The sequence below is a fragment of the Megasphaera hexanoica genome, assembly GCF_043520715.1.
Lineage (GTDB): Bacteria > Bacillota > Negativicutes > Veillonellales > Megasphaeraceae > Megasphaera > Megasphaera hexanoica.
The window spans coordinates 1,416,448-1,429,319 of the sequence record NZ_CP171361.1 but is presented as its reverse complement, the minus strand read 5'-3'; the positions used below and the strand labels follow the sequence as shown (position 1 = coordinate 1,429,319).

Sequence of the window (12,872 nt, the reverse complement as noted above, 5' to 3'; positions counted from 1 at the left end):
GCTCCTATTTCACGATGCAGCCAATCAGCAGAATTCCAGCCGCCCCGGCCCACATATCACGCTGTCGTTTAGTCACGGCTTGTTTGTGTTCCGCGGATTTGATTTGCTCTGTCAATGTCTCTAAGGATTGACTCTGCTGTTTTAAGACTTCGTTTGCTTGACTCAATGAGCTGTCGGCTGTCGTCAATGATTGCTTTGTTTTCATCAACTGTTCTTTGGCCTGCGTCAATTGAGTCTGTAACATTGTCGAGTTGCTGTCCAGCCTGTCTAATTTGCTCTGAAGCTGTCCCAATGCTATCTCTTGCCCGTTGATTATCATCTTTAACTGATTGTACTGTTCGAGTGACATCTGCACCGTCTGCGGCGGCTGTGTGGTCGTAGTATCGGCACAATAACCAGCCGCTGGCAAACACAAGGCAAACAAGGATAACAGCAATAGCAATACGTACTTTCGGATTTTTAGCAAGTGTACCGACCTCCTCTTTTAATTGCGGCAGATAAGACAAAGAGATCACCTCCTGTTAGAATCCATACCACTCGTTTTCGTCCTGCGTTTCGTCGTGAGTCGTGAACTGCCATGCGACGTGATGAAGTTCCGGATGTTCCGCTTTCAGGCTGTTTTCAAAATAGCCGTACTGGGCCACCCAGACAGGGATTTGATACTGAGCCAGTTCGGCCAAATCAATGAACTGATTGAAATAGCTGTACTGTGCATAGATGCCAATCTTCTGGCTGTTGTTCCACCATGATTGCATAGTCCCGATTGCATCCCGTAGCTGTGGCCATACGTCATCCCGGCATACAGGCCCTATTTCCATATCCCACCATGTGCCGAGTTCCGGCTCCTGTCCGCCGAGCAGGTTATACACCTGGTCATTGATGAACTTCGCTTCTTCCATGAATTCCGCCATATCCCGTGCATGGCTGACATAATAGATACCATAGGGAAGCCCGGCGGCAACGACATCATTCACGAACTGGATGAATTTGCTATCAAGAGTCGGTGTCCCGTGCAGTGTTTCCCCGAGTTTAAGGATGATACCTTCTGCCCCCTGTGCTACCAGTTGGCCAACTCTGTCATCAGGCTGGAAATCGGAGATATCGAATACTTTCATTTCAAATCACCCTTTCAGTTTACTTACTACTTTTTCTACCGTATTTGCCGTTTTAACGGCTGTTTCCGGTACTTTAGGCATTGTCCCTGCCGGCGTATTGTAACGGCTGTCATATCCGTATTTTGTCCAACATGCTTTACCCAGACCGATAACACCGCCAAGGCCTGTGATACTGGCCCCGATACCTGCCAGACAGGACGACAATTCAAAGTGCATCCCGTACAGGGCGTTTGCCCAGTAGCCGATGAGCCAGCTTATCATGACGAAATATAAAAATATCATCATCGTCACACCTAGTACAATTACCAGTGACAGCCAGTTCTTTTCGGCCCATTTGCCGAACTTGATGATTCTATTCTTCATCAGTCATCACCTTTCAGTTCCGGCATATCTATGACCTTTTTGTAGATGGCGTCCATTACGCCGTTCTTCCCGAGTTTGTGATAGCACTCGTACATATTACAGAAATTCTGCTTCTCTGATACCGTGCATCCCTTCTCCTTAAATTCACTGTACGCCATCAGCATGTCATATCGTAGAACGGCCTGCACCCCTCGTTGAACAGTCGCCGAGGCCCTGTATAATCCAAAAAAATACGCCCCTGCCGATGACAGAAGCGTGATGATAAGTGTTGTAGCAATTTGCTCAATCATAAATTACCTCCCTTACAGAAAGGACTTGATACGATGAAATTACCAAATGGCTATGGTAGTATTACTAAACTGCCCGGCAACAGGCGGAAACCGTATGCCGTGCGTAAAACAGTGAACGGCAGACAGAAATATCTGAAATTCGAGTCTACCTTTGAAAAGGCTCTTGCATGGCTTGTCGATTAGAATAAATCACCATCCGTCCTTGATTCTGCTGATTTAACGTTCTCCCGTCTATACCACCTAGAGATGCGAGAACGCTGTACCCGTATAGCCGATACGACGCGGAAAAATAACGTATTGTGCGTGTGTATGTTGTGCTAACTCCCCGACAGCTAGGCGGTACGTTGCCAAACATAAGCTGCTATACATGGGGCGACGTTATTGTGATACTGATTACCACCTGCGTACGCCGTTCGGTATGTCCCACCATTATTGTTTTGCCTTGCCGCTGTAACCCAGCCGTCTTGTGATTTGGACCCCCAGCCTTCAAAAAGCCCTGGGGCGTCTTCATTGGTCTCGTGATTATGGCTAGGCATTTCTCCGACAGCTACGCAGTGCGCTTCCATAGATAGGCTGCCATGACGGGAGATACGTTGTTGTGATACTCACTGTTACCAGATATAGATGTTCCGGCGGTTACCAAGCCACTAGATATGTCTACAACAGTATTATCTGCCACGTTAGCAATCGAAGCAGTCCACTTATGGTCGGTAGTAGATTGGCCGCCAGAAGTATGTGTAATTATCTCATGCTGGTGACTAGCCAGTTCCCAGACAGAGAGTTGGTGCTTGAATTCGCCAGACTTCTGTCCAGCTGTAAATGTGAGCGTACTGCCATCTTCCGCCGTGGCCGTGCCTTGTGCTACCAGCCCGTAGCCCGCTGGGAGGGCTTCCCAGGTGCCCCCGAACAGTGTGCCGGGGTTAGTAGGCTTATCGCTGAAATAATAGCTTCCTACTGGATGTGCTTCTGATAGCGCTTCTTTCTTTGCGGCGGCAATCATATCGCTGAATATATCCGTCCATGTACCTGTGCCGTCATCAGCAATGGCAGTGCAGATATACAGCTTTTTATTAGCGGTATCATAGTACTGCTGGCCGACGAATTTAGGCGTTGGAGCGGTCGTACCACTGAAATTACTGGCGGTGGAATCCATAGCGGACTGCATCGCCGGGATAATGTCTTTCACTGTTTTGGTAAGGTCAACAGAATAAGTCTGCAATATATCAACTCCTTTCTATCCACCGGGGAACTTGCTAACCACAACCACAACATTTCAATCTCTACGGCTAATTTAGACGGGTATTTATCTACGGAAAACACATATATGAATGGTGGTCCAGGTCATCGTGATGGCGGAGGTATTGTGCAATTAGAAAATACATATAATGCTTATAGAGCGGATGGTGGTAGCGATAAAAGTAACTATATGGGGCGTAATCTGCACATTGCGGCATCTCATGGTCATAGTGCTACGATATCAACCGCCGGCAATAATCAGGCCCATGAAAACAGGATGCCTTATACAGTCATTAACCGTTGGAAGAGAACGGCTTAAGCAGTTCTGTACCACCTGGCAACCACTTGATAGGGCTGGCGGTTTTCGTGTGATTCATTGCCGCCTACTGACGATATATTGTGTGTGTGATTGCCACTCGTTGATGTTTTTAATATGTTTTGGTTATCAAAATCGCCCACTGTATCAGGACCAGGGCCAGTAACATGTTCACTACTAATATCTTGATTCCTCGAAATTAAGTGATAGTGGTCCCCGTTGGATGTCATTGAATGGCTATGCTTAGCAAGCTCCCCGGTGGTGAGTTGATGCTTTGCTTCCCCGCCCTTATCACCAAGGTTATAGGTATACTTCGTGCCATTTTCCGTATACGTGCCAGCCGATACTAATACACGGCCTGCGTCCATCTGAACCCATGTCGTACCGGACCATAAGACATTGGGGTCGTCGGTTGTTGTGGTTTCCCAGATACTGCCAACAGGATGCACGATATCAATGACCTGCTTTATCGTCCGCTGTTGTACCTGTTTCCAGGTGCCGTCTGCTGACAGGTAGTAGGTATCCTGCTGGCCCTTTGTCGGTTCCGGGACGAGTCCGCCTGTACCGTTTGACGTTGACGTTGCGCCTGTATACGTAGTGATTTTACCTACCGCATCGCTTACTGCACCATCTACATAGGATTTAGACGGCAGGAGCTGCCACGTAACCGGGTTGTCGCTGATGAGCTGATAGCGGTTGTTATTGTCATCTGTCCGGGTACATACCATCCCCACCAGCAGATTGCTTGTCGGGAATGACGTTCCGCTGAAGTTACTGGCAACGGACTGTACGTTATTATCCAATTTCGGCAGGTACACATTAACAGCTTCCGTTGTCGCTAGTTTGTTAAATTCCTGCATATTACCATCCTTTCGCAACCCACGAGACGATACCCGTTGTGCGGTTGCCGGAACTATTCAGTAATTCGATTTCAAAATACCGTCCCTTGTCGTCGTTGCCGTCGGTCGCTAGGATGTTCGGAACCGGCGTCGTCGTGCCCGTACTGCCTTTTACCATGGCGTTGACTTCTGGGGCGTTATAATAATGCTTGTTGTAATAAACTTTCGTCGCCGCTGTCGTATCGGTAATCTCTACCTGCCCTTTATCGTCGGTATCGTCGATATCGACATGCGGTGATACGTCGTACAGTAACGGCTGTGAATGTGTTGCGTTACTGATAACGCAGAGTCTCATAAGTGCCTTTTCGTACTCATAATCGCCGACGTTGAAGTCAGTGAACGCTTCGTACATCGGCGGCGTATCGGCCATAGCTGAAAACCCTGCCGCGTCTTTCACGTCGCTGTATACCTGTATCGACTCGATATATGCATTGCTGGCCCGGACGAATGCGTCATAGATGGCGATATCTTCCGCCGAGCTTTTCCCCATATCCCGGATAAGCCCGTCTCCTACGGATACCAAATCACGGAACCCACGCTTGAATGCCGCTGTCCGGTTGAATGACTCTTCCGTTTCCATGGCTTCTTTCAGGCTCTTTTCCGTTGCAATCAGGATTTTATCGGCAACCGCAATCCGTTCATCCTGCGTATGGTAGATATCCCGGTGCATTGCGTCGATGGCCTGCAATTCTTCTCTGAACTCTTTGATAGCACGCCACATCCTTTTGAAGCCGTCATCGATGTAGATATGCTCATTTTGTACGCTGATGGCCTTTTTAACGGCTGTATCCAGTGCCGATATATATTCACTCTGCAAACTGGTTACGGACCGTCTGGAGCCGTCTATGATGCTTATCTCATCGCGTAACGGTCTTTTCACGTATTTACCTATACCATCAGAAACGGCCAGGCCTTCCTGCATGGGCCGCATCAGATACCGGGACAGCGCATCCATGCCTTTGAGCTTTTCACTGACGATATGGCGCATATCCCGGCGCAGTCCGTCCAACAGGGTCAGGCTGTCATAGAGTACGTGCTCTATCTTCCGCCGCTCTCCTTCGGCGATATCCACGCTGTCCCGTTTATTCAGCCCCGGGCATTTACTGAGCCAGTCGAGGAACCGGAACGAATCGCGCATCTGTGCCGACATGGCCTTTTGCAGTGCGTCCGTTGTGCGTATGTTCTCCGTGATATGAATGAGGAACAACACGTTATCCCAGTATATTTCCGTGATATGCATCATTTCCTTACGGACGATGGCCAGCATGTTCTTTTCCCCGTCCGTCAGCTTCACACGGTCGCTATAGAGCGGTTTCGCATGGCTGGCATATCCATCTATGGCTTTAATCGCCGCCCGGAATGAACGACGCAGGGCCTTTGCAAGCACCGGCTTTACATGGATTGCATCCTTGCGTACTGCCGTCAGTTTCTTCGTCTGCCGGTCTGAAAGCCTCAGCCGTTCAGCCGCTACCTTCCCAGGATTGCCACCATACCGGCCGGCAATAGCAAACGTTTCACTCTTTTTTGCCTTGACGGATTTATACGGCCTGTCCTTCACTGCCAGCGTTTCCTTACGCCGTGCGCCGATGGCCTTTATCTGTCTGTCGGCAATGGACAGGGTTTCCTGTACTGTCCGGAACCAGTTGAAGGACGCCGTAATAGAATCGACGAGAATCACGACTTCACACGGATTGATGAATACCGCCTTTATGGGCCGCTCCTTCATTGCCATTTCTTCCGCCGTGACTTTCTTCGTCCGGGCCGTTTCCTTATCACTGATACGGGCCTGTTCTGCCGGATTTCGCTTCCATTGCGTTTTAAGCCCCGTTTTGGAGACAGCGTGTATACTTTCCCGTTTCGGTACAGAAAGTTCCTTATACGTCATTTCAGACGCCTTTAACGCCTGCTTATATACGCTGTGTACCGATGTTTTGCGGTCATCGGTTATCCGTAGTCGTTCGTTACGGCTTCCCTGCTGTAGTCCGGCCTTCTTCAGGTCCCGGACCTTCACACTTTCAAGTACCCGCATAACGAACAATACGTTGTCCCAGTAGGTTTCCCGGAATGCGACTGTATCTTTCAGCGGTATCGTGAGCTTTCGCAGCTGTTTCTCTGCCGTATGTACGGTTTCAAGTGGCGTCGCTCCGTATACATAGTGATACAGTTCGTTTACCGGGGTTGTGATATCTGCTACCGGCTCCGTCAGGTTGTTAACGCGGTAATAGCGCAGGAAGATATCAAGGATGAACGTCGGCGTTGCATGGCGTCTGCCGTATTCCTCTGTCAGGTATATCGTTGCTGTTTCGTTCACGCCGAATGCCGTCTTGCCAAAAACATCCAACGTCCTGTCTGCCCGTGAGTCAGACAGGGTAAATGTTGTGTCTGCAAGCTTGTACAGCGTGAATGTTTTGGCAATATCAACCATAGGCCGTTACGACAAGGTGAACTGGAAGGTCGTTGTCATGGTATCGTCGGCGGCCTTGTTGATAACGTCGAATACGACGCGATCGAGGAACGTGCCACCGGAAGCGGCATTGCAGATACCGGCTTCTGTAATGGCTCCTGTAGCTTCACCGGCGGCGAATGTCGTTGTCAGTGTAAATACCTTCGTGCCGGATGTGTGTGCGTAGCTTGCTGATTTGCGCTTAATTTCCGTGGTAAGGCCTGTCTGTGTAGCAGCTACGGCTGTTGTCCCTGTGCCGACGGCTGTAAAGCCCATCAGGTCGGGACGGGTCGGATTGGCAATCGCGGCACATATGAAGTCAAAGCCAGCATTCAGGATGAGATTATCTTTGCGCCGCGTTTCCACGTCGCCGTTTGCATGGTGGATGACGACATTCAGCGCGCCTTTGATTTTCATTTCGTCTTTATTCATATGCTCTACTCCTTCGGATTCAAATACATACGGTCGAATGAACTGCACGGGTTCATGAATACCTGCAGACGTTTTTCCGTATTTAGATTAAATTCGTGTATAAAAAATAGCCGTTTATCAGAACTCTGGGAGAGTCCGAAAAACAGCCAGTCACGTTCAGTTGTCTGTAACTGTAGATACAATATCCTATTGTGTACGCTGTCCCGTACGTAGAACGAGTCCAGACGCTTGTCATACCCGATTACCAGTATGATATTGAAGAATATCCCGTCAGCACTTAAATGCTGTGCATCGTAGGAATTGACGGCAAATGTCATGTCCTTCACGGCCATATAATCACGGCCGTTCGGCTTCGTGCCCCATAGTTCCATGATGATACAGTCGTTCAGTACATCGTTCTTCTTGAACCAGAAGCCGATGGAGAATGTATCCGGGATATTTACGTTATATTCCAGCTGTGTCGTATCGGTGATGAGTACGCCTTTGTTCCAACGTACCTGGGAAAACGATGTGTTCCGTTCCTCCCGGATACTGCCACTTGATATAGCACTGGTACCGTCTGTCACGGCATGGATGATATCCGTTGTTTTGCCAGTGTACCGGGCAATCTGTTTCTGCAGCTCTACGCCGTCGAGGTCGCCGAGGATGCCGCATACCAGTACACGCTGTGCTTCGTATGACTCTACGGCAAAATCCATGTCTTTTACGGCTATACTGCTGGATGTAACGGCATTTATCTTGCAGTCTATCCAGTTCCGCGCCCGTATCGTCTGGGGCAGTGTAATGCCCATCAGGTACTCGCCGTTAAAGGATGTCTTTTCCAGTCTCAGCCCGCCCATGGCCGAATCATAGTACATATTCGTCTTGATTCCACTGTAGCCAACGTCCTTCTGGTTATAGTCAAGGATGACGTTTTTATTGATTTCCGGGTCGGCTGACAGGAGATACCACGTAGCATTGACGGAATAATTGTCGTGATCGTCCACGGCTTTAATCATGAAATAACAGTCGCCTTCATTTGGCCGGATATAGCGGTATTTGTTGACCTTTGACCGGAATATCTCTATTCCCTGTTCCCAGTCCCGCGTCTGTCCGACTTTTACGACGTACTTGATATTGTAGATATTCAGTGCATCCCAATAGAAATACAGGTTGGCCCCGTTCTTTTCTACCCAGAAGCCGGTTACATCCGGCACATAGCAGGAAAGGTATGCCCGTTCCCCTTCGCCGAACTGGTCGTAATAGGCAATGTATATTTCCTTGATATTCGACTTGGGATATAAATAGACGTTATCGACGGTCTGGTACTTGATACCGTCTATGTACAGGTTAGCCCCGATGCAGTTAGACGGTATTTCAAGGAAAGTAATCAGTGTGCCTTCATTGTTCTTCGTGAGGGAAATGTCAGACGGTGCCGCCGGCCGGCGTTTGTTGTAGGAAATGGTCCTTCCGTTCGATACTTTCCCGTCCTTGCTGACGGCGAACAGATATATCTTGCCACTGGCAGTCTGTGGCAGTATCGTGCTTGACGTAGCCGTCGTCTTTTCCAGCAGTCCATACCCGGCCCCAATATTAGCGTCTGTCCGCAGTTCGTAGTAGGCAAGGCTGTCGTCATCTACCGCATCCCAGTTCAGTACCCCGCCCAGCCGGTCGAACGTCAACGTGAAGTTCTTCGGCATGGGGAAGTCTCCTTTGGTGCTGGCGTCTACATCGTCCGCCGTGAAGCCATTCGCTACATTGACCTGTTCATTAACGGACTTCAGGTATTTCCGCATCAGCGACAGGAAGTATCTGCCGTCGCCCTGTATGGTGTTCGGCAGGTCCGGCATTGTCAGTATTTTTTTGTTCAGGTCTGCCATAGCATCAACTCATTCCTGCACTGATAGCCTGCTGTAAGGCGTTCACGATATTCGTATCGGCTGAAATATCGTATTCGTTCTCGTTGAGCGCAAGCAATACCGCCGATTTGACGATGACATCATTGATTGCATCGTGTTCAAACGGCATGTCGGTCGAGGCGTTGTCCAGTAAATCGGGAGTGGCAAAATACCGGAATTTAACCGATGTATACGCCGAGTCCGTGATATGTGCTTTCCCTGCCGTCATAGACAGCGGATAGGTGCCGCATGCGTTCAGGTAGTTGTGCGGAATGGAATCACCGTCCTGGATGGTCGTTTCCTGCACCAGTACCGGCCATTTGGCCCCAATAAGAAGCCCCGCTACCTGTTGTGTTGCCGTATTGAGGAACTGGATGCACCGTTCACGGCTGTATTCACTGCTGATATCATGCGTTTCCTGCTGTATCCGTGTAATGGCTGTGTCTACTTTCATTCCGTCACCCCCTAACAGTAAAACGGCATCCGTTTTTCCATGTTGGTGTATTTCCGTAGAGGCACGACGTTGGCCAGCGCATCATCAACGGCACTGCTCATAACATCCGTATCCGGATTGTTCTGCAATACCGTGCAGGTCAGCTTTGCCAGTGCGTCCTTGAATACGAACGGCAGTTCGATACTGTCCGTAAGTGCTGATACGCTCATAAATCCGGCATTATACAGCATGTCAACGTCTTTCACGCCGGCATACAAACGATTCTGGAGTATCTTGTACTCGTCCCATCGTGGCGGACGAATGGCGTCACATGGATGCAGGTCCCGGCCATGGCCGTCTACGATACGTACGATCGTGAGGAAATCTTCCGGGAGTTCTACGCCTGTCATCATCATGTCGATATGCTCTTTAGGTGTCGGCGTCGTCGTTTCGTCCCCTGGGTCCGGTGTAAGGCTTGCGTTGTATTCGTCTATTTCCCGGTTCATGTCGTCCTGCCGGTAGTGCTGAACTTTTTCAAGGAAATCGCTATTGATGTAATACTGATTGACGTAGCGTAACACCTCATTGATAGCTTGTATAATGTCATAGTCGCTGTACTGGACTTCGTTGTTGTCTTTGAGCTTATAGCGGATGAGATTCTTTAATTCCTGTACGGTAATCATCCCAGCAACACCGCCCCGGTACCGCGCCACATCGTGCGCTTATGATTGACTTTAAAGGCCGTATGCGTACGAAAAAAGGCTTTCATGTCTTTCATGTAGGTACGCATATCGCCTTCCTGCTGTGCCCGTCGTGCGGCAATCAGCCATGGGTCAAACGTCCAGAATTCAGGTGGGATGTATCCCATCAGTTGCATCCGTTCGTTCTTGTCACCGAACCAACCGCCGTTATCTGCTTCGTTCGCCATCCGTGCCGCATCAATCGCTTCCGAACAATCTACGGTGTTACGCAATACGATATTGTCGCCGTCTTTAAACAATCTCTGCTTCGTGATCATATTGTCACCACCTTACTAAATAAGGGATACGAGCATCCCCGTATCCCTTTATGAAATTCAGCGTTGGATATCGACGATAGAGCAGGACGCTTTCGGCTGTGTGCCCTGCAGGCCGACGCGGGTTTCGATAACAAACTTTTCATATGTTCCGTCTTTGCCGAGGTTCGTGACTTCGTGCGGGCGGGACAGATACCGCATATCCCAGTACTGCATGTCGAGGATATCGACACGTTCGTCCGGGTAGAGGCGGTGAATATTAGCATTGACTACGCCAAATGCTCCCTGATAGATCGTTGCCACCATTGCGGCTTTCTTTTCACCAGATTTACGGTAGGTGGTTGTCTGGGCCAGTACGAGGTCCGAGAATTTACGGAATTTGCTTGAAGACATGAATGCTTCCGTCGGATTGCCGCCACGTTTGAATGCCATTTCCATCGCGTTGTTGATATCATCCAGCGTGAAATCAGCAGAGCCGCCGAGGGAAATGATGTTGTTCGCAACGAGCTGTACAGACGTGCCTGCGGCTGTCGGTTTTACCTGCTTGTCAGCAATATTTTCGACTGCGCCTTTCTGTGTATCGAACAGCGTCAGTTTCTTCGGGTCCGATGCATCGACACGTACATAGTAGTACAGGCCTTTTTTGAGGCCGGTCGGCATCGTTTTAGCGACAAAGTACACGATATCGCCGGTATCCAATTTCGGGTCTGTAGAGGCGGTAACGGTGCCATCTGTAGACGATACGGTTACGTCAATCGTATTCATAGACATGAAATACGGAATGCCGCCGGACAGCGGTGCCACTGTCTTTGTTCCATCTACTTTCTTTTCGCCGTTGACGAGCATGTATTCAATGTCCTGCGCCTGGTATTTATAAGCGTCGAATTTGGCGTCATCAAGGTCGGTGCCGTGTTCGTTGTTGTAGGCCTTTACGACTTCATTCTGTACGTCCGATACGAGTCCGGAGTTCTGGAAGAACTGTACGTTATTGGACAGCCCTTCGATAGAGCCGACCGGTTCGAATTCGTACTTTTCGTATTCGAGATGAGCGTTTGTCTGAGGCGGTCTGAGGCCTTTCGTCATCCACGAGAAGGTTGTTTCCGTTGCCGGTTTCGTGTTGCCGAATTTAGAGTAAAACAGCGTTACTTCCGGGGTAATATTAGTCAGAATCGGGCTGAGGTCTTCTGCATGCCCGATGGCGTCGTACGTAAACGACTGGTTAGCGGATTTGTTTAAATTTCTGGTTACATCTGCCATCTATTCATCTCTCCTTTATCTGCCGTGCCAGTATCTAGACAGTGCGGCACGGCGTTCGCGTTCTGTCATGTCTCTTAATTTGCTGAAATCAAACGGTTTTGGCGGTTCTGTTGCCCCCGTTCCCGGCCCTTCGACCTTCGGTACCGGTACTTTCTTCGGCTGTTTCGTCAGATCGTTGGCTTTTGCGTAGTATGCGGCCCGGGTGACGTTGTAATAGCTTTCCAGCACCTTGCACTGCTGTTCGTTGATTTTTCCCGCATTGAGCGCCTGTATAGCATCTGATACCGCGGCGGCGTCTTTGAACGGCATGTTCTGGTAATGAGTGGTCATCATTTGATTGATTTCTTGAAAATGCTTTTCCGTCTGCGACTTATCCGCAACGAACTCGGCAATGCTCTGGTAAATAGCGTTCTGCTGGGTCTTGGCCTGCTGGGCCTGCTGTTGCTGGCTCTGGATGGCTCCAATGAGTTGTTGCTGATAGTATTGTTTCGCCGTGTTGTACATCTCTACACGCTGTTTCAGCTGTGCGTCATCGGAGTAATCCGCTGTTTCAAGGTCCTGTTGACTGACCCCAGTTACCTGCCGGGCCTGATTTTCGGCCGCTGTTTCGATGTCTGTAAACATCTTTTTCATCTGTTCCTGCTGGGCCTGTTGGGCCTGCTGTTGTAACTGTGCCTGTTGAGCCTGTAACTGCTGTGCCCGCTGGGCCTGTTGCTGTCTGAACTGCTGATACTGTAACTGGTACTGTACCGGTATCCGCGATTCATCAACGGTATTGCTGTTGATCGCCGCGTTCAGCTCATCCAGCGTATAAGGCCCGGTCTGTATCAGCGGTTTTTCTTCCGGCTTTTCTTCCGTCGTTGGTTCCGCTGGTTCCGTAGTGTTGGTTTCCGGTTTGTCTTCCTGCGGTTCCGCCGGGGTTGGCTCCTGTACCGGTTCTTGTGCCGGTGTCGGCTCCTGCGGTGCCTGTGCTTCCGGCTTCTGTGGTTCTGCCGGGGCTTCGCTTACAATCCGTTTCCGGCCCGTCTGGGGGTCTGTAACGAGGTATCGGGCTGTTGTATCCTGTGCCGGTTCTGTGGCCGGCTCTGTTGCCGTCGTGGTTTCCTGGGAGGTGCCCGCGACGTTTTCGTTGGTCGTTGCTGTGGTTGCATCATTTGCTCCCTCTCCAAACAACTGCATATCAAATGTAAACACGT

General features: G+C 49.8%; 16 protein-coding genes. 2 read left to right on the top strand and 14 right to left on the bottom strand.

Going from position 1 to position 12,872, the window contains the following annotated elements; translation table 11 throughout:
* Positions 1-68: 68 nt before the first annotated feature.
* The 4 genes from ACGTIC_RS07145 to ACGTIC_RS07130 are packed head-to-tail and all read right to left on the bottom strand — an operon-like array spanning position 69 to position 1,768.
* Positions 69-506, bottom strand: coding sequence for a hypothetical protein (locus ACGTIC_RS07145; RefSeq protein WP_162816266.1), 438 nt, complete (start codon positions 504-506; stop codon positions 69-71).
* Positions 507-521: 15 nt separating this feature from the next.
* Positions 522-1,115, bottom strand: coding sequence for a GH25 family lysozyme (locus ACGTIC_RS07140; RefSeq protein ID WP_113856094.1), 594 nt, complete (start codon positions 1,113-1,115; stop codon positions 522-524).
* Between the two features lie 6 nt (positions 1,116-1,121).
* Positions 1,122-1,478: a hypothetical protein gene (locus ACGTIC_RS07135; protein WP_257536530.1), complete on the bottom strand. Its 357-nt coding sequence runs from the start codon at positions 1,476-1,478 to the stop codon at positions 1,122-1,124.
* Positions 1,478-1,768, bottom strand: coding sequence for a hypothetical protein (locus ACGTIC_RS07130; protein ID WP_113856095.1), 291 nt, complete (start codon positions 1,766-1,768; stop codon positions 1,478-1,480). The genes ACGTIC_RS07135 and ACGTIC_RS07130 overlap by 1 nt, the downstream gene beginning before the upstream one ends.
* Positions 1,769-1,801: 33 nt before the next feature.
* Between ACGTIC_RS07130 and ACGTIC_RS07125 the strand changes: the two genes are divergently transcribed.
* Positions 1,802-1,951, top strand: coding sequence for a hypothetical protein (locus tag ACGTIC_RS07125; protein WP_162816178.1), 150 nt, complete (start codon positions 1,802-1,804; stop codon positions 1,949-1,951).
* A gap of 364 nt (positions 1,952-2,315) precedes the next feature.
* On the opposite strand, the gene ACGTIC_RS07120 is transcribed toward ACGTIC_RS07125, so the two are convergent.
* The gene (locus ACGTIC_RS07120; RefSeq protein WP_113856096.1) at positions 2,316-2,987 is read right to left on the bottom strand and encodes a phage baseplate protein; all 672 of its coding nucleotides are present in this window, start codon (positions 2,985-2,987) and stop codon (positions 2,316-2,318) included.
* Positions 2,988-3,092: 105 nt separating this feature from the next.
* Between ACGTIC_RS07120 and ACGTIC_RS07115 the strand changes: the two genes are divergently transcribed.
* Positions 3,093-3,323, top strand: a complete 231-nt coding sequence (locus ACGTIC_RS07115) for a hypothetical protein (protein WP_162816267.1) — start codon at positions 3,093-3,095, stop codon at positions 3,321-3,323.
* On the opposite strand, the gene ACGTIC_RS07110 is transcribed toward ACGTIC_RS07115, so the two are convergent.
* From ACGTIC_RS07110 to ACGTIC_RS07070, 9 genes are all read right to left on the bottom strand, one after another.
* On the bottom strand, positions 3,320-4,180 hold the full coding sequence (locus tag ACGTIC_RS07110; RefSeq protein ID WP_113856097.1) for a phage baseplate protein: 861 nt from the start codon (positions 4,178-4,180) through the stop codon (positions 3,320-3,322). The two genes, ACGTIC_RS07115 and ACGTIC_RS07110, sit on opposite strands and share 4 nt — an antisense overlap.
* 1 nt (position 4,181) lies before the next feature.
* A complete protein-coding gene (locus tag ACGTIC_RS07105; RefSeq protein ID WP_162816268.1) occupies positions 4,182-6,530 on the bottom strand; it encodes a hypothetical protein in 2,349 nt (782 codons plus the stop codon).
* Between the two features lie 120 nt (positions 6,531-6,650).
* Complete coding sequence (locus tag ACGTIC_RS07100) at positions 6,651-7,094, bottom strand: hypothetical protein (protein WP_113856099.1); 444 nt, start codon at positions 7,092-7,094, stop codon at positions 6,651-6,653.
* A gap of 5 nt (positions 7,095-7,099) precedes the next feature.
* On the bottom strand, positions 7,100-8,953 hold the full coding sequence (locus tag ACGTIC_RS07095; RefSeq protein ID WP_113856100.1) for a hypothetical protein: 1,854 nt from the start codon (positions 8,951-8,953) through the stop codon (positions 7,100-7,102).
* A gap of 4 nt (positions 8,954-8,957) precedes the next feature.
* The gene (locus ACGTIC_RS07090; protein ID WP_113856101.1) at positions 8,958-9,425 is read right to left on the bottom strand and encodes a hypothetical protein; all 468 of its coding nucleotides are present in this window, start codon (positions 9,423-9,425) and stop codon (positions 8,958-8,960) included.
* 11 nt (positions 9,426-9,436) lie between these two features.
* Positions 9,437-10,087: a hypothetical protein gene (locus ACGTIC_RS07085; protein ID WP_113856102.1), complete on the bottom strand. Its 651-nt coding sequence runs from the start codon at positions 10,085-10,087 to the stop codon at positions 9,437-9,439.
* Positions 10,084-10,422 (bottom strand): hypothetical protein, encoded by a 339-nt coding sequence (locus tag ACGTIC_RS07080; protein ID WP_113856103.1) that lies wholly within the window; start codon positions 10,420-10,422, stop codon positions 10,084-10,086. The genes ACGTIC_RS07085 and ACGTIC_RS07080 overlap by 4 nt, the downstream gene beginning before the upstream one ends.
* Before the next feature lie 57 nt (positions 10,423-10,479).
* Positions 10,480-11,676: a DUF5309 family protein gene (locus tag ACGTIC_RS07075; protein ID WP_113856104.1), complete on the bottom strand. Its 1,197-nt coding sequence runs from the start codon at positions 11,674-11,676 to the stop codon at positions 10,480-10,482.
* Between the two features lie 15 nt (positions 11,677-11,691).
* Positions 11,692-12,870 (bottom strand): hypothetical protein, encoded by a 1,179-nt coding sequence (locus tag ACGTIC_RS07070; protein WP_113856105.1) that lies wholly within the window; start codon positions 12,868-12,870, stop codon positions 11,692-11,694.
* Between the last annotated feature and the right edge of the window lie 2 nt (positions 12,871-12,872).